The following is a 20,176-nucleotide window of genomic DNA, read 5'->3' as shown; positions in this document are numbered from 1 at the left end:
AACGAAGCCCTCACGATGCCGGTCCGCTGTCGTGAGAGGTCGGTCACACGACGTTACGCAGGGGCAACGGGGGCGAAACCGCGCCTGCCTACGGTGGAGCCCATGACATCCCGAGGTGCGATCCCCACCGGCCCCCGACGCGTGCTCGTCGTCGGCGCCGGCCCCGCCGCCCACCGCCTGGTCGACGCGCTCGTCGCCCGCGCCGGCGCCACCGCCCTCGCGATCACCGTCTTCGGCGAGGAGTCGCACCACCCCTACGACCGCGTCGCCCTCTCCAAGCGCCTCGAGGGGATGACCGACCTCACCCTCGGCGACGTCGCGCTCTGGGAGTCGGCGACGCTCGTCACCTCCTCCCGCGTCGTGGCGCTCGACCCGGAGCACTGCCGCGTGCAGCTCGCCGACGGCCGCTGGTTCGAGGGCGACGAGATCGTGCTGGCCACCGGCTCCTCCGCCACCGTGCCGCCGATCGAGGGCGCCGAGCACGGCCGCGTCTACCGCACCCTCGAGGACGTCGACGGCCTCGTCGCCGACCTCGCCGCCTTCCGCGCTCGCCGCGGCCGCCCGGCGAGCGTCGTCGTGGTCGGCGGCGGACTGCTCGGCCTCGAGGCCGCGGGCGGCGCGCACCGGCTCGGCGCGCGCACCGCGCTGATCCACTCCGGCCGCTGGCTGATGAGCGCCCAGCTCGACGAGGGCGCGGGGCAGGCGCTCGGCCGCATCATCGCGGCGCAGGGCGTCACCCTGCACCTCGGCAACCGCCCCACCGCCGTCCTCACCTCGCCGCAGGGCACGGTGCTCGGCGTCACGATGACGGACGGCACCAGCATCGGCGCCGACATGGTCGTCTTCTCGATCGGCATCACGGCGCGCGACGAGCTCGCCCGCGCGGTCGGCATCGAGGTCGCGCCCCGCGGCGGCGTCGTCGTCGACGAGGCCTGCCGCACCAGCCGCCCGCACGTCTGGGCGATCGGCGAGGTCGCCGCGATCGACGGCCGCACCGTCGGCCTCGTCGCCCCGGCCAACGCGATGGCCGAGGTCGTCGCCGACCGCCTGCTGGGCGGCGACGCCACCTTCCCCGGCGTCGACGACGCCACCAAGCTCAAGCTCTCCGGGGTCGAGGTCGCCAGCTTCGGCGACGCGCTCGGCGCGGGGGAGGGAGCGCTCGAGGTCGTCTACGCCGACCCCGCCCGCGGGCTCTACCAGAAGATCGTCGTCTCGGACGACGCGCGCACCCTGCTGGGCGGCATGTTCGTCGGCGACGCAGGCCCCTACTCCTCGCTCCGCCCGCTGCTCGGCCGCGAGCTTCCCGCGGAGCCCAGCGCCTACCTCGCGGCGGCCGGCGGCGAGGCGCCCTCGGGCGACCTGCCCGACGACGCTCAGCTCTGCTCCTGCAACAACGTCTCGGTCGGCGACGTCCGCCACGCGATCGGCGAGGGCTGCACCGAGCTCGGCCCGCTGAAGGCCTGCACCCGCGCCGGCACCCAGTGCGGCTCCTGCGTGCCGCTGGTGAAGAAGCTGCTCGACACCGAGCTGACCCGCGCCGGCGTCGAGGTGTCGCGCGCGCTCTGCGAGCACGTCTCGCTCAGCCGCAGCGAGCTGTTCGAGTCCGTCCGGATCCTCGGCCTGTCCTCGGCCGAGCAGGTGATGGAGCGCTTCGGCTCGGGCCTGGGCTGCGACGTCTGCAAGCCGGTGATCGCCTCCGTGCTCGCGACCCAGACCAACGGCTACATCCTCGACGCCGGCCAGGCGCCGCTCCAGGACACCAACGACCGCGCGCTCGCCAACATGCAGAAGGACGGCACCTACTCTGTCGTCCCGCGGGTGCCGGGCGGCGAGATCACGCCGGCGAAGCTCAAGGTGATCGCCGAGGTCGCCGAGCAGTACGGCCTCTACACGAAGATCACCGGCGGCCAGCGGATCGACATGTTCGGCGCGCGCCTCGAGCAGCTCCCCGAGATCTGGCGCATCCTCGTCGACGCCGGGATGGAGTCGGGCCAGGCCTACGGCAAGTCGCTGCGCACCGTGAAGTCCTGCGTCGGCTCGACCTGGTGCCGCTACGGCGTGCAGGACGCGGTCGGCATGGCGATCTTCCTGGAGGAGCGCTACCGCGGCCTGCGCTCGCCGCACAAGTTCAAGCTCGGGGTCAGCGGCTGCGCCCGGGAGTGCGCCGAGGCGCGCGGGAAGGACATCGGCGTGATCGCGACCGACACCGGCTGGAATCTCTACGTCGGCGGCAACGGCGGCTACCAGCCCGCCCACGCCCAACTGCTCGCGCAGGACCTCGACGACGAGACGCTGGTGCGCTACATCGACCGCTACGTCATGTACTACGTCCGCACCGCCGAGCGGCTGCAGCGGACCGCACGCTGGCAGGAGGACCTGCCCGGCGGCCTCGACCACGTCAAGGAGGTGGTCTGCGAGGACTCGCTCGGGATCGCGGCCGAGCTGGAGGCGGCGATGGCGACCCACGTCGACACCTACGTGGACGAGTGGGCGGCGACGCTCGCGGACCCGGACCGGCTGCGGCGCTTCCGCTCCTTCGTCAACGCGCCCGACACCGCGGATCCGCGGGTGAGCACCGTGCGCGAGCGCGGGCAGAGCCGGCCGGCGGGGCGCGACGAGCGCTCGGACGGGCCGGTTCTCGTGGCCGGGACGTCGATCCCGATCGGGCCGGGAGCGGTCTCGGTCGTGGGGCCGTCGGCCTCGGTGCCGGCGCCGGCGACGCTCGCGCCGTTCGCTCCCACCGGCTCCGCTGGGTCCTCCGCCTCCTCCGCCTCCTCCGCCGCCTCCGCCGCCTCCGCGGTGCCCGGATCGGAGGCGTGATGCAGCTCTCCGTCGATCTCACCGGCCGCCGCGTCCTCGTCGTCGGCAGCGTCGCCGGCACCCGCCGCGTCCTCGCCCGCTACCGCGCGGCCGGCGCGCGGGTCGAGCGCTGGGACGCGGACGACGCGCTGTGCCTGCGCCTCGCCTCCGCGTCGCTCCTGCCCGCGGCCCGTCCCGCCCTGCTCGCCTGGGTCGAGGGGGCCGCGTCCCTCCGCTCGGCCGCGGCCGCGGAGGCCTCCCGCCACGGCGTCTGGGTCGTCGACGAGGCGCCCGCCGCGCAGCGCCCCGTCGGGCACGTGAGCATCGTCGGCGGCGGACCCGGCGACCCCGAGTTGATGACCGTCGCCGCTCGCCGGGCCCTCCGCGAGGCCGACGTCGTGCTCTTCGACCGCCTCGGCCCGCACGACGGCCTCGCCGACTGGGCGCCCGGCGCCGAGCTGATCGACGTCGGCAAGACCCCCGGCCACCACGCCGTGCCGCAGCACGAGATCGAGCGGCTGATGGTCTCCCGCGCCCTCGACGGGCTCGACGTCGTCCGGCTGAAGGGCGGCGACCCGTTCGTCTTCGGCCGCGGGTCGGAGGAGGTGCGCGCCTGCCGCGTCGCCGGCGTTCCGTTCACGATCGTCCCCGGCGTCACCAGCGCGATCTCGGTCCCCGCCGCCGCCGGCATCCCGGTCACCCACCGCGAGGTCAGCCGCGCGTTCACCGTGGTCTCGGGCCACGCGCCCTTCAGCGAGGTCGAGCTCGGGCACCTGGCCGGGCTCGGCGGGACCCTGGTCGTGCTGATGGGCGTGAACACGCTCCCGCACCTCGTCGCCGGGCTGCAGCGCGCCGGGATGCCGGCCGACATGCCGCTGGCGATCGTCGAGCGCGGCTGGTCGCACGCCCAGCGCACCACGATCTCCTCCGTCGGCGGGGTGCTCGGCCTGCTCGCCGAGCTGGCGCCCCGCTCGCCCGCGGTCATCGTCATCGGCGAGGTCGTGCGCCAGGCGGCGTGCGATGATGCTCAGGATCCCGAGAGCATCGCCCGCGCGGTCGATGCCCTCACCCTGTGACCGCCCGAGGGGGCCGCTGATGACCGGCACCGACGCGAGCGGCGAGCCGACCGGCGCTGTCGCGAGCGCTGCTGCCGCGACCGGTGCCGTCGTGACCGCGACCGCCGCGTCCGGCGCCGACGGGCCCGACGCCGACGCCGCGTCGCCCGGCTTCCGGCCCGACCAGCTCGTCGGCTTCCGCATCGGCGTCACCTCCGACCGCCGCTCCGAGGACCTGATCGCCGCCTTCGAGCGCCGCGGCGCCGACGTCACCCACGCCCCCACCATCCGTATGCGCGGCGTCGACACCGAGGGCGTCCTCGAGGCGGAGACCCGCGCGATCGTCGCCGCCCGCCCCGACGTGCTGCTCGCGACCACCTCCTACGGCATGCGCCGCTGGCTCGAGGCGGCCGACGCCGCCGGCCTCGGCGACGACCTGACCGACGCGCTCTCCGACGCCCGGATCCTCGTCCGCGGCCCGAAGGCGCGCGGGGCGATCCGCGCCGCCGGCCTCGACGACCACGGCATGAGCGAGCGCGAGACCACCACCTCCCTCGTCGACCTGGCCCTGCGCGAGGGCGCCGCCGGCCGCACCGTCGCGGTCCAGCTGCACGGCTTCACCGACCCGGCGCAGCTGCAGCGCCTCACCGACGCCGGCGCGACCGTCCTCACCGCCGCCCCCTACCGCTGGAGCGCCCACGAGGACTCGGCCCGCGTCCTCCGGCTGATCGAGGCGATCTGCTGCGGCGGCCTCGACGCCGTCACCTTCACCAGCGCGCCGGCCGTCGAGGCGCTGTTCACCGTCGCGGAGGCGGCCGGCCGGCTCGACGAGCTCCAGGCCGCCTTCCGCGAGACCGTCGTCGCGGCCGCCGTCGGCCCGGTCACCGCCGCCCCGCTCGTCGAGGCGCAGATCCTGCCGATCGTCCCCGACCGCTTCCGGATGGGCGCGCTCATCCGCCTCACCTGCGAGCACCTCGAGCAGTCCGCCCCCCGCATCGACACCGACTACGGCCCCCTCGAGCTGCGCGGCCGGCACGCCCTCCTCGCCGGAACCCGTGTCGCCCTCACGCCCGTCGCCCTCGCCCTGTTCCGCACCCTCGTCGCCGCCGAGGGCGCCACCGTCGCCCGCGCCGTCCTCGCCGCCGCCGCCCCGGAGCCCCTCGACGACCACGCCGTCGACGTCGCCATCAGCCGCCTCCGCCAGGCCCTCCCGGAGCCGCGCCTCGTCGCCACCGTGATCAAGCGCGGCTTCCGCCTCGCCACCCCCCTGTAGGCCCGCGCGCCTCCGCACGGCCGCCTGCGGCGTTGTCGTCGGGCGCGATACCGCCGGTATCGCTTCCTCCTCCGCCTTGCATCCGACCGCGCGGAGCCCCGCGGGTCGGTGGGTGTCCGCACGGCGATCCGCGGCGTTGTCGTCGGGCGCGATACCGCCGGTATCGCTTCCTCCTCCGCCTTGCATCCGACCGCGCGGAGCCCCGCGGGTCGGTGGGTGTCGGCACGGCGATCCGCGGCGTTGTCGTCGGTTGCGATACCGCCGGTATCGCGCCCTCCTCCGCCTTGCGGCTCACCGCGCGGAGACCCGCGGGCGGTTCGGCTTACGTGTGGCCGTCATTCGGCACTTTCTGCTGGAGTGCGGGGGGCGAAGCAACGGAAAGTGGCGAACGGGTCAGGGGTCCGGGCGCCAGCCCGCGTCGAGGAGGCGGGCGCGGACGCGGGCGGCGCAACCTGCGGGGTCGCGCAGGAACGAGGCCCCGGCGATGCGGACGATCGAGAAGCCGGCGGCCGCGAGGCGCTCGTAGCGGATCAGGTCGCGGTCCCACTGCACGCGGTCCGTGCGGTGCTGGTCGCCCTCGTACTCGCCGCCGACCTTCCAGCGCGGGTAGAGCGTGTCCAGCCGGCCGATGAAGCCGGCCGCGTCGTGCACCGGGACCTGGAGCTCCGGCTCGGGCAGGCCCGCCTCGAGGAGCGCCAGCCGGAACTCCGTCTCCTTCCGCGACTCCGCACCTGAGCGGACGAGGGTGAGCGCCCGCCTGGCCGCGGGAGCTCCCGGTCCGCGGTACGCGCCGACGCGAGCCTCGAGGGCGCCGCGGGCGACCCACGGTCGACGGTCGCCCGCGGCCTGGCGGAACGGCTCGCGGAGGAGCGCGTCGCCGACTGCCACCAGGTCCACGAGCCGGAGGATCGGCGCGAGGTGGCAGAACAGGCTCGCGCCGTCGGTCAGGCGGAGCCCGTGCCGGACCACGGCGCGCACCTCCGGATCGGCGATCGAGTGGCCGATCACGCCGCGGCGCCTCGGCGCTCGCCCTGGGTGGCGGACGGCCACGTGGAGCGGCTCGTCGTCCTGTTCGCGCGGGAGCTCGAGCGGCCAGAGCCTGGCGGCGGTGAGGTGACTGAAGACGAGGCCGTCTCCGAGCACGGTCGAGAGCGCCCGCGCCCGCGCCGCGACGGTCGTCGCCGATCCTCGCGGCACGCGGACCCCCGAGAAGGGAGCCTCGAGGTCCGCTGCTCTCAGCCGGGCGCCCGATACCCCTTCCGTGCCGGCGCGAGCGGTCGAGAACGGCCGTCCTTCGAGCTCGCGGGGGAGAGGTGCAGGTCGACGCATCGCAGCAGAGTGCCCGGTCCCGGGCCCTCCCCGCTCGAGTTCTCCACAGGCCGACCCATGAGCGCACCGCTGCCAGACTGGAGCGCATGAGCAGCGGAGCCCAGAGAGTGATCATCGCGCCCGACTCCTTCAAGGGGTCGGCGACGGCCGTCGAGGTGGCGGAGGCGCTCGCCGAGGGCTGGCGCGGCGAGCGGCCGGACGACGAGCTGGTGCTCGCGCCGATGGCCGACGGCGGCGAGGGCACCGTCGACGCGTTCGCGGTCGCGGTGCCGGAGGCGGAGCGCCACGCGCTCACCGTGGTCGGGCCCGACGACCGCCCCGTCGAGACGTCCTGGCTGCTGCTGCCGGACGGCACCGCGGTCGTCGAGCTCGCCTCCGCGAGCGGCATCACGCTGCTCGATCCGCTGCGCCCGCTCACTGCGCACACCCGCGGCTTCGGCCGGGCGATCGCCGCCGCGCTCGACGCCGGCGCGCAGGCGCTCCTGCTCGCGATCGGCGGCAGCTCCTCGACCGACGGCGGAGTCGGGGCGCTGCGCGAGCTCGGCGCGCGCTTCCTCACCGTGTCCGGGCACGACCTCGGCGACGGCGGCGGCCCGCTGCACGAGCTCGCGGTCGTCGACCGGCACGCGCTGCGCCCCGTCCCCGTCGGCGGTGCCCGGATCCTCAGCGACGTCACCAACCCGCTGCTCGGCGACTCCGGGGCAGCGCACGTCTTCGGACCGCAGAAGGGCGCGAGCCTCGACGACGTGCTCCGCCTCGACGACGGCCTGCGCCACCTCGCCGCGCACCTCGACGCCGACCCGGAGGAGGCCGGCACCGGCGCGGCCGGCGGCACCGGCTTCGGCCTGCTCGCGTGGGGCGCGCGGCTGGCTCCCGGCTCGGCCGCGGTCGGCGAGGCGCTCGGGCTTCCGGCCCTCGTCGCGGGCGCGGACGTGGTCCTCACCGGCGAGGGGCGCTTCGACGCGCAGTCGATGGCGGGGAAGGTCCCCTCCTACCTGCTCGGGCTGGCGGAGGCGGCGGGCGCCCGCACGATGCTGGTCGCGGGGGCGATCCAGGCGCCGGTCACCGCGTTCGCCGCGGCGGGCTCGCTCACCGAGGCGGCGGGGTCGGCGGCGGCGGCCATCGCCGATCCGCTGCCGCACCTGCGGGCCGTCGCGGCGGAGCTGGCGCGCCGCGCGTCCTGACGGCGCGTGGCGGCGGTGTCGGCCCTGCCGGTGCGGCTGCCGGAGGGCTCGGGGCGGTGCGTGGCGGCTGCGTGGAGACCCCGCCGCGGCCACTCCGACGGCGTCCGCCCGCACCCGCGGGTGTCGGTGGTCGGCCGTAGCGTCGAGCCATGGACCTCGCAGCACCCCGACCCCTAGATGTAGTGGTCGGCGTGCGTCCCGGCACCCGCATGTCGGGCATGCCGACACGCCGGGGAGCGTTGTACCCAGGGAACGGATCGCGACTGTCCACAGCGGTGGATAACTCCGGAAGATCCGCGTCCTTCCGCGGGTCCGCGGGCCCCGGCCTGTGGATGGATCGGGGGAGGACCGGTGGATAACTACACGGATGTAACTACTACTCCTAGTGGGCTCCCGCCGGGCCGCCCACTATATGTAGTATTGCTGAGCAGGTCGGGCCGAGAGGCCCATCGGCACCGTCGCTCGGTCTCCGAGCGCCCCGCACCACTCCACATCAGAACTCCCCACGACCGTCTCCCCGCCCGCCCGGACCCCCGGCGCGGCACCGGATCCGGCCCTCGGGACACCTCCTTCCGAAAGGACGACACCCATGGCTGTGACGGTCTACACCAAGCCCTCCTGCGTGCAGTGCACCGCGACCTACCGGGCCCTCGACAGCAAGGGCATCGACTACGAGATCTTCGACCTCTCCGTCGACGAGAAGGCCCTCGACGCCGTCAAGGCCCTCGGCTACCTCCAGGCGCCGGTCGTCATCACGGACGACGATCACTGGTCCGGCTTCCGCCCCGACAAGATCTCCGCTCTCTGAGGCGTCTGAACGGCGATCTGCGGCGTTGTCGTCGGGCGCCGTAGCGCCGCTACGGCTTCCTCCTCCGCCTTGCAGCTCACCGTCCAGCCGCCTCAGAGCAGGTGCTGACGGAGATGCGGCGGCAGGAGCAGAGCACACAGCTTCGCCGGTCCGGGTGCGCAGGTTCTGCCCCGGGCCGGCGGAGGATCCGCGGGAGCGGGTCCGCAAGCGCCCGCGAGGGCGGACGACGGAAGGACGGGGGAGGCGCGCGATGAGCGGACTCGTGTACTTCTCGAGCAGCTCGGGCAACACCCACCGCTTCATGCAGAAGCTCGGGCGGCCCGCGCAGCAGATCCCCCTGCACTCCCGGCGGGACGGTGCCGCGGTCGACACGCTCCACGTCGATGAGCCGTACGTGCTCGTGCTCCCCACCTACGGCGGGGGCAACGGCGGGGGAGCGGTCCCCAAGCAGGTCATCCGCTTCCTGAACGTCCCGCGCAACCGCGCCCTGCTCCGCGGCGTCATCGGCGCCGGCAACACCAACTTCGGCGAGGCCTACTGCCTCGCCGGCGACATCATCGCCCGCAAGTGCGAGGTGCCGCATCTCTACCGTTTCGAAGTATTCGGCACACCCGACGACGTCCGCGCCGTCGACGAAGGATTGGACTCGTTTTGGACGCAGCAGTGATCGACGCCCCCCGGGACGCCGCGCAGATGGACTACCACTCGCTCAACGCGATGCTGAACCTGTACGGCCCGAACGGGGAGATCCAGTTCGACAAGGACCGCGAGGCGGCGCGCGAGTACTTCCTGCAGCACGTCAACCAGAACACCGTCTTCTTCCACTCCCTCAAGGAGCGCCTCGACTACCTGGTCGAGAAGGAGTACTACGAGAAGGCCGTCCTCGACCAGTACTCGTTCGACTTCATCCAGGAGCTGAACGACCTCGCCTACTCGAAGAAGTTCCGCTTCGCGACCTTCCTCGGCGCCTTCAAGTACTACACGTCGTACACGCTGAAGACCTTCGACGGGAAGCGCTACCTCGAGCGCTTCGAGGACCGCGTCGTCATGTCGGCCCTCGGCCTCGCCCAGGGCGACGAGAAGCTCGCGATCGCCCTCGTCGAGGAGATCGTCGCCGGCCGCTTCCAGCCCGCGACCCCCACCTTCCTCAACACGGGCAAGGCGCAGCGCGGCGAGCTCGTCTCCTGCTTCCTCCTCCGCATCGAGGACAACATGGAGTCGATCGCCCGCGGCATCAACTCCGCGCTGCAGCTCTCCAAGCGCGGCGGCGGCGTCGCCCTCTCGCTCTCCAACATCCGCGAGGCCGGCGCCCCGATCAAGCAGATCGAGAACCAGTCCTCGGGCATCATCCCCGTGATGAAGCTCCTCGAGGACAGCTTCAGCTACGCGAACCAGCTCGGCGCCCGCCAGGGTGCGGGAGCGGTGTACCTCTCGGCGCACCACCCGGACATCCTGCGCTTCCTCGACACCAAGCGCGAGAACGCCGACGAGAAGATCCGCATCAAGACGCTCTCCCTCGGCGTCGTCGTGCCCGACATCACGTTCGAGCTCGCGAAGAACAACGAGGACATGTACCTCTTCTCCCCGTACGACGTCGAGCGCGTCTACGGCCTGCCCTTCGGCGACATCTCGATCTCCGAGAAGTACCGCGAGATGGTCGACGACCCGCGCATCAAGAAGACCAAGATCTCGGCGCGCGAGTTCTTCCAGACCATCGCGGAGATCCAGTTCGAGTCGGGCTACCCGTACATCGTGTTCGAGGACACGGTGAACAAGGCGAACCCGATCAAGGGCCGCATCAACATGTCCAACCTGTGCTCCGAGATCCTCCAGGTCAACACCCCGACGACCTACAACGAGGACCTCTCCTACAACAGCATCGGCAAGGACATCTCCTGCAACCTCGGCTCGCTGAACATCGCGCTGACGATGGACTCGCCCGACTTCGGCCGCACCATCGAGACCGCGATCCGCGGCCTCACCTCGGTGTCCGACCAGTCGCACATCACCTCGGTGCGCTCCATCGAGGACGGCAACGACAAGTCGCACGCCATCGGCCTCGGCCAGATGAACCTGCACGGCTACCTCGCCCGCGAGCGGATCCACTACGGATCCGAGGAGGGCATCGACTTCACCAACATCTACTTCTACTCGGTGCTCTTCCACGCCCTGCGCGCGTCGAACAGCATCTCCATCGAGCGCGGCACGACCTTCGAGGGCTTCGCCGACTCGAAGTACGCCTCGGGCGAGTTCTTCGACACCTACACCGAGAAGGAGTGGGCGCCCGCCACCGAGCGCGTCTCCCGCCTCTTCTCCGAGGCCGGCATCGCCGTCCCCACCCAGGACGACTGGCGCGCGCTCAAGGCCTCGGTCATGGAGCACGGCATCTACAACCAGAACCTGCAGGCCGTCCCGCCGACCGGCTCGATCTCGTACATCAACAACTCGACGTCCTCGATCCACCCGATCGCGTCGAAGATCGAGATCCGCAAGGAGGGCAAGCTCGGCCGCGTCTACTACCCGGCGCCGTTCATGACGAACGACAACCTGGAGTACTACCAGGACGCGTACGAGATCGGCTACGAGAAGATCATCGACACCTACGCCGCGGCGACGCAGCACGTCGACCAGGGCCTCTCGCTGACGCTGTTCTTCAAGGACACCGCGACCACCCGCGACATCAACCGCGCGCAGATCTACGCCTGGCGCAAGGGCATCAAGACGATCTACTACATCCGTCTCCGCCAGCTCGCGCTGGAGGGCACGGAGGTCGACGGCTGCGTCAGCTGCATGCTGTAACGTCCCCCGTCGATCCCCCGACAGTCTCGAACGACCTATCCGCACGAAGAAGAGATCATGACTCCCCCTGAGAAGCTCAAGCTGGTCAGCCACGTCGACGCCATCAACTGGAACCGCATCCAGGACGACAAGGACGTGGAGGTCTGGAACCGCCTGACGAGCAACTTCTGGCTGCCCGAGAAGGTCCCGCTGTCCAACGACATCCAGTCGTGGAACACGCTGACCCACGACGAGCAGCAGCTCACGATGCGCGTGTTCACGGGCCTGACCCTGCTCGACACCATCCAGGGCACGGTCGGCGCCGTCTCGCTGATCCCCGATGCGCTCACCCCGCACGAGGAGGCCGTCTACACGAACATCGCGTTCATGGAGTCGGTGCACGCGAAGTCGTACTCCTCGGTGTTCTCGACCCTGTCGAACACCCAGGACATCGACGAGGCGTTCCGCTGGTCGGTCGAGAACCCGAACCTGCAGAAGAAGGCGTCCATCGTCATGGACTACTACCGCGGCGACGACCCGCTGAAGCGGAAGGTCGCCTCGACGCTGCTCGAGTCTTTCCTCTTCTACTCGGGCTTCTACCTGCCGATGTACTGGTCCTCGCGCGCCAAGCTCACCAACACCGCGGACCTGGTGCGTCTGATCATCCGCGACGAGGCCGTGCACGGCTACTACATCGGCTACAAGTTCCAGAAGGGACTCGAGCTGGTCGACCAGGCCAAGCGCGACGAGATCAAGGACTACACGTTCTCGCTGCTCTACGAGCTCTACGACAACGAGGCGCAGTACACCCAGGACCTCTACGACCAGCTCGGCCTGACCGAGGACGTCAAGAAGTTCCTGCACTACAACGCCAACAAGGCCCTGATGAACCTCGGCTACGAGCCGATGTTCCCCAAGCAGGTCACCGATGTGAACCCCGCGATCCTGTCGGCCCTCTCGCCCAACGCGGACGAGAACCACGACTTCTTCTCGGGCTCCGGCTCCTCCTACGTGATCGGCAAGGCCGTGAACACCGAGGACGAGGACTGGGACTTCTAGGCGTCGACACCACGTCCCGGCCTCCACGGCGAACGGCTCCTCCCCTCCCGGGCGAGGAGCCGTTCCTCGTTTCACCGACTGAGAAGCATGACTAGAGTTACTCGCAACATCTTGTAGAGGGAAACCGGAACTTGGAGGACGAATCGTAAACGAGTAAAAGTTACTATAGAAAACCGGCACCAAAGGCGCTAGATTTCGGTCGTGACTCACTCTCTCGACTCTTCGAACGCCTACGTATTATCACCCGGGCGCGTAGGTATTGGCAGCGGCGCCACCCCAAGTGCTCGGGATCTCTTAAATTTCTTAGAGACAGAAGCACGCTTGACGCTCTGCCTGCTACTTCCTTTGGCACTTGAGGGATCACAATGTTCTGTCCGAGTGCCCCTGAGATCGGGGTACGGATCGTACATAACGGCCCTCGAGGGCCTTCGGGAATCTTACCCATGGGATACTTCAGTCAAGAATTTGCTTGATAAGCAGATTGCTGCGTCGGGTGTAAGCCTCGGAGGCAGAACCATTTACGAGTTGCGGAACTATCTCAGTCATGGGGGAATTACGCCGCGCGAGCAGGACCTGAATTTTTCGCTACTTTTAGGTCTTGTCGAGGGGATATACTCCGATCTTTCTCTAGTCATTAACACGTCGTTCGCCATTACTCATGAAGTCGGTAGTTTTCCAGAGGTTGCGTTCGACGGCATCGGCGTCGTCAACCCGTTGATCGCTGTAGCAAACGGTATTATTGGCTTCCTTCAGGACGTCGTCAATGAATCTGGGCAGATTGTCGTCACATACTGTATTTTGGATCAGGAAAGTCCTGAGATGGTGCAAGAGTTGTCAACAGAGGAGAGTACGTTGCTGCGATCATATGTCGCGAGTAACTCGCCCCCTCAAGACCCTGCCGTGAAATATTTGAGGCAATCGCTAATTGAAGATATTCGCGCGTTCTCAGAAGCGGATTCAGCAATAACCTTTGATGTCGCTTCTTCGATAAGTCCTGTCGTAGTTAGTTGGAAGCGTCGGACGAGCGAAGGTTTTCAAGATCGAGTTGACATATTCCGGATATCTTCCACAGACCATGCTCGCCAGTGGGCAAAGGAGGGTCAACAACTCGAGTACTCTTCGTATAGTAACTTTCTTAAAGAAATTTCAAATTGGGATATTCTAGTTCCAAGACTTGTTGCGCTACTCGATAATCAGATTACGAGAAAAAAGGCGTGGGATCTCCAAACATTCGGACAACTCTCGCTCGACGCTGCGGAAATTCCTGCGGTTCCACGCGTCCGTGAACTGGACGCCCGAGGGGAAAGTTTTCGCATGCGACAGACCACCGGGGGCGACGGGTTGGCCGAACGGTTGGATGAATCGGTATCCGAGCACTCGGGAGTGTCTCAGATCTTCTTTTTCTCCGGCGAAGCGGGTGTGGGAAAAACCCATGGCCTTCTTGAAATGACTCGGGCGCGGATGTTGTCCGTAATTGGTCAAAACTCGGACCGTCCACTGTTCGTCTACTTCGATTGTGCCAATGTTCGGCTTTCTTCGATCAAAGAGGCTATTGACGCCGCCGTCGCCGGCACGTTCTTACTTGATGCAGATAGAATAGCTGCGCTGTGTAGAAACGGCCTAATGGTTTTAGTTATTGATGGTTTCGACGAATTGCTTGGCGGAGCGGGTTACTCGGACGCCCTTCAGACGCTCAAGCCAATTCTCAGTAGGTTGAGGCATAGAGGTACCCTTCTTATTTCTGCGCGCTCTTCCTATCTTGCGAATCAATACAGGGAAAGTCTTAATCGCGGCGAAAATCCCCTCGATACGCCCGAGCATTTACTGCTCGAGATGGAACGTTGGCCTGGTAATGTTGTAGAAAGCTTCTTCCGGGAAAGCAGCGAATGGTCGCAGTACCGATCGCTTCTAAATGCTCAGGATTTGGACCTCTTGAGGTTGCCCTTCTTTGCACGTGTATTCGATAGCTTCGTGCGTGAAGCAGGAGACTTCAACCCTGCGAGGGGGCGGGTCGATCTTGTGCAGATGCTTCTGAATGCATACATCGATCGAGAACTTGAAAAGATCCATCAAGTTACTCAGGGTGAGGTCACAAACGAGCAGCTTCGTGAGTTGCTAACGGAGAGCGCTGGTTCGATGTGGGTCGTCGGCGAGCGGGAGTTAGCGCAAAACGATTTCCTAGAACTTGCGGGCGTCATTTTGGACCGCGATCTTCTTGGCGGGCAGTATCGGTACCTCGGTGACCGCCTTACCGTTCTTTGCGGAGTGGCGGTAAGCAGTGGCGAGAATGAAGCCGTCAAGTTTGCGTTTGATCATGAGAAATACTTCGATGCATTATTGGTCGATTATTTATGGGAGCGTTACTTTAGTCGAGCGGATAGTGAATCATCCGCCACGGCGTTCGAAAAGGAAGTTTTTGCGGAAGCTATCTTCAGGTCGCTGACGCTCCGGGATCCAGGTAACTTGATGCGCACACTGGGCGAGCTTGGCGGTTCAGGTGTGTCGCTCGGTTCAAATATTTCTTCAAACCTTGGAGCCCTAGCGTGTCAGTTGGCGGCAGAAGAATACTGGCCGAATGGCGGAGTGGCACTTGTCGGTCTTCAGCTGAATAAGCTTGACTTCAGTCGATCTGCACTTGGGTCAACGCAATTCTCGAATTGCCACATCGCGGAGCTAACAGTAGGATCGACAACGACAGGGTCGCTAACGCTAGACCAAACACACATTGACCTTCTAAGGGTGATCCGGTCGGGCGCAGCGGAGAGCCCGAGGCTAGTTTTTGCAGCCGACCGGGGTTTCGATGTGGGTGAGCTTCACGTTTTGTCTGAGGATGGAACCTCGGTGGTCGAAGTCGTGGTGGGGCGAGCTGACGTCGTCGATGCTGTGATCGGCGCAGGCTACTTAGGGCTAGAGGCTTTGGTTGAGTCCAATACCGGCATGTCTGAGCTGGAGGAGTTCGCAATCGAGGTGCTGTATCGGTTTGTCGGACGAAGGGCGATGACCTTCGTAATTGAGGATCGAACGTCAGTTCCTGGCCAGACTGCTTCCAACTGGATGCCGCGCGCTAACGACTCAAGCTGGGCGCAGTTTGTGCACTCACTTGTAGCTGCTGATCTCGCAAGACGTTCCCGAATAACGGCCGCCGGACCGGCGAAGGCGCAGATTTCATTTGTGGTGACCCCATCGTTGATTCTCGGTGAAGAGACAGGCGACGTTCGGATTGCAGACTTCTGGGAGCGGATCAGAGACTAACGAGAAGTTCCGCGCCGGATAGGGCGCAGCGGCAGCCGCATCAAAACGCGCGGGAAGCCGTTCAGCACCGAGGTGGTGTCGGCCGCGTGCGAGAAGCCGGCCCTCTCGAAGAGGGCGCGAGTGCCGACGTAGGCCATCGTCTGCTCGACCCGCGCGCCGGCGTTGTCGACGGGGTAGCCCTCGATCGCGGGAGCGCCGTGCGCGCGGGCGAAGTCGGCGGCGCCGGCGAGCAGGGCGTGCGAGATCCCGCGCCTGCGGAAGCCGGGGCGGACGCGGAGGCACCAGACGCTCCAGACGTCGAGGTCGTCGACGTGCGGGATCCTCCGGTTCTTCGCGTAGCTCGTGTCGGCGCGACGGTGCACGGCGGCCCAGCCCGCCACCTCGCCGCCGTCGTAGGCGAGGACGCCGGGCGGAGGATCCTCGGCGACGAGCTCGCGCATCCGCTCGCCGCGCGCCGGGCCGCGGAGGGCGTTGTTCTCGGTGGAGGAGAGCAGCCGGTAGCTCAGGCACCAGCACACGCTCGCGTCGGGCCGCTTCGGGCCGTTCATCGTCGCCAGGTCGTCGAAGACGGTGGCCGGACGCACCTCGATCGTCATGGCGGCAGCCTCCCACCGCGGCCTCTCCCCGGCAAGGCGTGCGATTCACCACTCCGGCGCATGAATCGCACCAGCACCCCCTGTTGGACGGCGCACAGGCGGCGCCCGTACCGTGGACGAGGTATCCAACGAAGGAGCACTCCCTTGAAGCACGTCCCCCTCGGCGCCTCCGGCCTCGACTCCCCGAACGTCGTCCTCGGCCTCATGCGCATCCCCGACATGACCGACGACGCCATCCGCGACCTCGTCCGCACCGCACGCGACTCCGGCATCGACTTCTTCGATCACGCCGACGTCTACGGCGGCGAGCTGCACCGCTGCGAGGAGCGCTTCGCCGAGGCGCTGGCGCTCACCCCGTCCGAGCGCGAGCAGGTCGTCCTGCAGACCAAGGCCGGCATCGTCGGCGACGGCCCGTACTTCGACTTCTCGTACGAGCACCTGATGCAGTCGGTCGAGGGCTCGCTGAAGGCGCTGCGCACCGACTACATCGACGTGCTCCTGCTGCACCGCCCCGACGCGCTGGTCGAGCCCGACGAGGTCGCCCGCGCCTTCGACGAGCTGCACGCGGCCGGCAAGGTCAAGCACTTCGGTGTCTCCAACCAGACGCCGTACCAGATCGAGTTGCTGAAGAAGTCGCTGAACCAGCCGATCGTCGCGAACCAGCTGCAGCTCTCGATCACGCACTCGCCGATGATCGCGCAGGGCGTGGCCTCGAACATGATCGCCGAGGACCAGTCGGTGATGCGCGACGCGGGCATCCTCGACTACTGCCGCCTGAACGACATCACCGTGCAGGCCTGGTCGCCGTTCCAGAGCGGCTTCTTCACCGGCGTCTTCCTCGACAACCCCGAGTACGGCGAGCTCAACGCGGTCCTGGACCGCCTGGCTGCCCAGTACGACGTCCCGCCCCTCGCCGTCGCGACCGCCTGGATCACCCGCCACCCGGCGAAGATGCAGGTCGTCCTCGGCACGACGAACGAGCAGCGCGTGCGCGATGCAGCCCTCGGCTCCGACCTGCCGCTCACGCGGCCGGAGTGGTACGAGCTGTTCCGCGCCGCGGGCCACATCGTCCCCTAGAGCTCCCACCCCGGAGAAACGCGCGTCGGCGCACACGGAGGCACGGACCGGACAGGGTCCGTGCCTCCTCTCCGTCTGCCCCCCCGCGAGATGCCACTTGCGTACGCGACACGCCGTGAGAGGCGTGCACAAGTGGCATCTCGCGGGCGGGAATAGGGGAGGGCTCCCTGCGTTGAACTTGAGTGCAAGTGACTCAACTCTTTCAGGAGGACTGGTGCCCGACAACTTCAACGAGGCCGGAGCGAGCTCGTTCGACGACTTCCTCGCCCGCTACCTCGACGGTGAGCGCGCCCGCGCGGCGCGGTCCATCGACCTCAGCCGCTTCCTCAGCGCACGCACCCAGAGCATCCTGCAGTCCGCAGGGCGCTTCGCCCTCGAGCGCGGCCAGACCGAGCTCGACGCCCTGCACGTGCTGCGGGTCCTCGTCGACGACGAGGCCGTGTCGCAGGCGGTCCGCCGCATCGGCGTCGACCCCGGCGCCATCGCGACCGCCACGGAGGCGCGCCTGCCGCAGGCGAGCGAGGCTCCGGCCTCGCAGAACGCGGCGACCATCACCCCGAGCGCCCAGCGCGCGCTCTTCCACTCCTACCAGGTCGCCCGCTCCAGCGGCTCGACCTACATCGACCCCGAGCACCTCTTCTTCGCGCTCGTGCTCGGCCAGGACGCGCCCGCCGGGCAGGTCCTCGCCCGCGCCGGCGTGACCGCGGAGGCGCTCACCCAGGGCCTGCGCGAGACCGTCGCCGGCGAGCAGACCGTCCCGGAGCAGGGCGCACCCGCGTCCGAGACCCCGATGCTCGACAAGTTCGGCACCGACCTCACCGAGCTCGCCCGCGAGGGCCGGCTCGACCCGGTGATCGGCCGCTCCGACGAGATCGAGCAGGCCGTCGAGATCCTCAGCCGCCGCACCAAGAACAACCCGGTGCTCGTCGGCGAGGCCGGCGTCGGCAAGACCGCCGTCGTCGAGGGCCTGGCCCGCGCGATCGTGGCCGGCGAGGTCCCGGAGCAGCTGCGCGACAAGCGCGTCGTCTCGCTCGACCTGCCCGCCATGCTCGCGGGCACCCGCTACCGCGGCGACTTCGAGGAGCGCCTCACCACGACGATGGACGAGATCGCGGCCCACTCGGGCGAGCTGATCGTCTTCATCGACGAGGTGCACACCGTCGTCGGCGCCGGTGGCGCGGGCGAGGGCGGAATGGACGCGGGGAACATCCTCAAGCCGCGGCTGGCCCGCGGCGAGCTGCACCTGATCGGCGCGACCACGCTCAAGGAGTACCGCACCATCGAGAAGGACCCGGCCCTCGAGCGCCGGTTCCAGCCGGTCCGCATCGGCGAGCCGAGCATCGAGGACGCCGTGGCGATCCTGCACGGCCTCCGCGGCGCCTACGAGGAGCACCACCGCGTCGCCTTCACCGACGACGCCCTGCGCGCCTCCGTCGAGCTCTCCGCTCGCTACCTGCCCGACCGGGTGCTGCCCGACAAGGCGATCGACCTGATCGACCAGGCCGGCGCGCGGCTGCGCCTGAAGCTCGGCGCGGGGGTCGACACCGACGCGCTGCTCGCGCGGCTCGCCACCCTCGAGGGCGACAAGAACGCGGCCGTCTCGGCCGAGCACTACGAGGAGGCGTCGCGCCTGCGCGACGAGATCACCGCGGTGCAGGCGTCGCTCGATGCGGCGACCGTCGGGGGAGCCGTCTCGCAGGAGGCGGTCGTCGGTGAGGCCGAGATCGCGGCGGTCGTCGCCCGTGCCACCGGCATCCCGGTGTCGCGGCTGACCGAGGGGGAGCGCGACCGGCTCGCGCAGCTCGAGACCGAGCTGCACCAGCGTGTCATCGGCCAGGACGCCGCGGTCGCCGCGGTCGCCCGCGCCGTGCGCCGCAGCCGGACCGGGATGGGCGACTCGTCGCGGCCCGTCGGCTCGTTCCTCTTCCTCGGCCCGACCGGCGTCGGCAAGACCGAGCTGGCCCGCACCCTCGCGGGGTCGCTGTTCGCCGACGAGCAGTCGGTGATCCGCTTCGACATGAGCGAGTTCGGCGAGCGGCACACCGTCTCGCGGCTGGTCGGCTCCCCTCCCGGGTACGTCGGCTACGACGAGGCCGGTCAGCTGACCGAGCGCGTGCGCCGGAACCCGTACTCGGTCGTCCTCTTCGACGAGATCGAGAAGGCCCACCCGGACGTCTTCAACCTGCTGCTGCAGGTGCTCGACGACGGACGCCTGACCGACGGTCAGGGCCGCACGGTCGACTTCCGGAACACCGTGATCATCATGACCTCGAACCTGGGGTCGGAGTTCCTCGCCTCGCGCTCCGGCGCGCTCGGCTTCGTCGCGCAGAGCGACGAGTCGGCCGAGGGCTTCGCCTCGGAGAAGGACCTGCACGATCGCGTGATGGGCCGGCTCCGCGAGGCGATGCGACCGGAGTTCCTCAACCGAATCGACGAGATCGTGCTGTTCCGCCGGCTCGGCCGTGCGCAGCTGCGCGAGATCGTCGGGCTGGTGCTCGAGGCCAGCCGTGCGCGGCTCGCCTCGCGCGACGTCTCGCTCGAGGTCTCCGAGGCCGCGGTCGACTGGCTCGCCGAGCACGGCTACGAGCCGCAGTACGGCGCCCGGCCGCTCCGCCGCCTGGTGCAGCGCTGGGTCGACGACCGCATCGCCGACCTGTTCGTCTCCGGCGACGTGACCGACGGCGGCGCCGTCCGCGTCGACGCCGTCGCCGGCGACCTCGTCGTCACTTCGAACGCGACCCTCCCCCTGGCAGCCTGACCCCGCACCTTCTGGTGAGGTGACGCCCCCGGCGTCCCTCCCGCGAGATGCCACTTGTGCACGCTTTTCACGGCGTGTCGCGTGCACAAGTGGCATCTCGCGGAGGGGGAGGCCGGGGGTCTCGTGCGTCCGGGGGCGGTACGGGGGCCGGTGTCGAGTGGTTGCGAGGGGTGGCGCGGGTGGGTAGACACGAGGGACGAGAACCGGA

At 68.7% G+C, this 20,176-nt stretch carries 13 protein-coding genes; 11 read left to right on the top strand and 2 right to left on the bottom strand.

All coding sequences use genetic code 11. The annotated features are described in order from the left end of the window. The first annotated feature begins 102 nt into the window (after positions 1-102). The 3 genes from nirB to EDF17_RS16730 are packed head-to-tail and all read left to right on the top strand — an operon-like array spanning position 103 to position 5,127. Complete coding sequence (gene nirB / locus EDF17_RS16740) at positions 103-2,820, top strand: nitrite reductase large subunit NirB (RefSeq protein WP_123447775.1); 2,718 nt, start codon at positions 103-105, stop codon at positions 2,818-2,820. Next, entirely contained in the window at positions 2,820-3,875 is a 1,056-nt protein-coding gene (gene cobA, locus EDF17_RS16735; RefSeq protein WP_123447774.1) for a uroporphyrinogen-III C-methyltransferase, read from the top strand. The genes nirB and cobA overlap by 1 nt, the downstream gene beginning before the upstream one ends. Before the next feature lie 19 nt (positions 3,876-3,894). Beyond that, positions 3,895-5,127 carry a uroporphyrinogen-III synthase gene (locus EDF17_RS16730; protein WP_123447773.1) on the top strand — a complete coding sequence of 411 codons (1,233 nt, stop codon included), beginning with the start codon at positions 3,895-3,897 and terminating at the stop codon, positions 5,125-5,127. 393 nt (positions 5,128-5,520) lie between these two features. Here the strand turns inward: EDF17_RS16730 and EDF17_RS16725 are convergent, their stop codons facing one another. Then, positions 5,521-6,324: a hypothetical protein gene (locus EDF17_RS16725; protein WP_208110635.1), complete on the bottom strand. Its 804-nt coding sequence runs from the start codon at positions 6,322-6,324 to the stop codon at positions 5,521-5,523. A gap of 218 nt (positions 6,325-6,542) precedes the next feature. On the opposite strand from EDF17_RS16725, the gene EDF17_RS16720 reads away from it, so the two are divergent. The 6 genes from EDF17_RS16720 (at position 6,543) to EDF17_RS16695 (ending at position 15,537) form a co-directional block, all read left to right on the top strand. Beyond that, complete coding sequence (locus tag EDF17_RS16720) at positions 6,543-7,640, top strand: glycerate kinase (protein ID WP_123447772.1); 1,098 nt, start codon at positions 6,543-6,545, stop codon at positions 7,638-7,640. A gap of 589 nt (positions 7,641-8,229) precedes the next feature. After that, positions 8,230-8,448 (top strand): glutaredoxin-like protein NrdH, encoded by a 219-nt coding sequence (gene nrdH / locus EDF17_RS16715; protein ID WP_123447771.1) that lies wholly within the window; start codon positions 8,230-8,232, stop codon positions 8,446-8,448. A 250-nt stretch (positions 8,449-8,698) separates the two neighbouring features. Continuing rightward, positions 8,699-9,115, top strand: coding sequence for a class Ib ribonucleoside-diphosphate reductase assembly flavoprotein NrdI (gene nrdI, locus EDF17_RS16710; RefSeq protein WP_123447770.1), 417 nt, complete (start codon positions 8,699-8,701; stop codon positions 9,113-9,115). Positions 9,116-9,141: 26 nt separating this feature from the next. Further along, positions 9,142-11,247 carry a class 1b ribonucleoside-diphosphate reductase subunit alpha gene (gene nrdE / locus EDF17_RS16705; protein ID WP_123447869.1) on the top strand — a complete coding sequence of 702 codons (2,106 nt, stop codon included), beginning with the start codon at positions 9,142-9,144 and terminating at the stop codon, positions 11,245-11,247. A 57-nt stretch (positions 11,248-11,304) separates the two neighbouring features. After that, positions 11,305-12,285 carry a class 1b ribonucleoside-diphosphate reductase subunit beta gene (gene nrdF, locus EDF17_RS16700; RefSeq protein WP_123447769.1) on the top strand — a complete coding sequence of 327 codons (981 nt, stop codon included), beginning with the start codon at positions 11,305-11,307 and terminating at the stop codon, positions 12,283-12,285. 465 nt (positions 12,286-12,750) lie between these two features. Next, positions 12,751-15,537: a hypothetical protein gene (locus EDF17_RS16695; RefSeq protein WP_133672127.1), complete on the top strand. Its 2,787-nt coding sequence runs from the start codon at positions 12,751-12,753 to the stop codon at positions 15,535-15,537. On the opposite strand, the gene EDF17_RS16690 is transcribed toward EDF17_RS16695, so the two are convergent. After that, positions 15,534-16,133, bottom strand: a complete 600-nt coding sequence (locus EDF17_RS16690) for a GNAT family N-acetyltransferase (protein ID WP_123447768.1) — start codon at positions 16,131-16,133, stop codon at positions 15,534-15,536. The genes EDF17_RS16695 and EDF17_RS16690 overlap by 4 nt on opposite strands. Positions 16,134-16,277: 144 nt before the next feature. Between EDF17_RS16690 and EDF17_RS16685 the strand changes: the two genes are divergently transcribed. Both EDF17_RS16685 and EDF17_RS16680 read left to right on the top strand, forming a co-directional pair. After that, complete coding sequence (locus EDF17_RS16685) at positions 16,278-17,210, top strand: aldo/keto reductase (protein WP_260300739.1); 933 nt, start codon at positions 16,278-16,280, stop codon at positions 17,208-17,210. Between the two features lie 214 nt (positions 17,211-17,424). Beyond that, positions 17,425-19,968 (top strand): ATP-dependent Clp protease ATP-binding subunit, encoded by a 2,544-nt coding sequence (locus tag EDF17_RS16680; RefSeq protein WP_123447766.1) that lies wholly within the window; start codon positions 17,425-17,427, stop codon positions 19,966-19,968. Positions 19,969-20,176 lie beyond the last annotated feature (208 nt).

Origin of the sequence: Rathayibacter sp. PhB1 (assembly GCF_004362935.1) — a bacterium.
Classification (GTDB): Bacteria; Actinomycetota; Actinomycetes; order Actinomycetales; family Microbacteriaceae; genus Rathayibacter; species Rathayibacter festucae.
This window is presented reverse-complemented; position numbering and strand designations above follow the sequence as displayed.

Coding starts and splice junctions, on each gene's coding strand:
- cobA (WP_123447774.1), top strand. CDS start 2,820: ATGCAGCTCTCCGTCGATCTCACCGGCCGCCGCGTCCTCGTCGTCGGC.
- nirB (WP_123447775.1), top strand. CDS start 103: ATGACATCCCGAGGTGCGATCCCCACCGGCCCCCGACGCGTGCTCGTC.
- EDF17_RS16690 (WP_123447768.1), bottom strand. CDS start 16,133: ATGACGATCGAGGTGCGTCCGGCCACCGTCTTCGACGACCTGGCGACG.
- nrdE (WP_123447869.1), top strand. CDS start 9,142: ATGGACTACCACTCGCTCAACGCGATGCTGAACCTGTACGGCCCGAAC.
- nrdH (WP_123447771.1), top strand. CDS start 8,230: ATGGCTGTGACGGTCTACACCAAGCCCTCCTGCGTGCAGTGCACCGCG.
- EDF17_RS16730 (WP_123447773.1), top strand. CDS start 3,895: ATGACCGGCACCGACGCGAGCGGCGAGCCGACCGGCGCTGTCGCGAGC.
- EDF17_RS16720 (WP_123447772.1), top strand. CDS start 6,543: ATGAGCAGCGGAGCCCAGAGAGTGATCATCGCGCCCGACTCCTTCAAG.
- nrdI (WP_123447770.1), top strand. CDS start 8,699: ATGAGCGGACTCGTGTACTTCTCGAGCAGCTCGGGCAACACCCACCGC.
- nrdF (WP_123447769.1), top strand. CDS start 11,305: ATGACTCCCCCTGAGAAGCTCAAGCTGGTCAGCCACGTCGACGCCATC.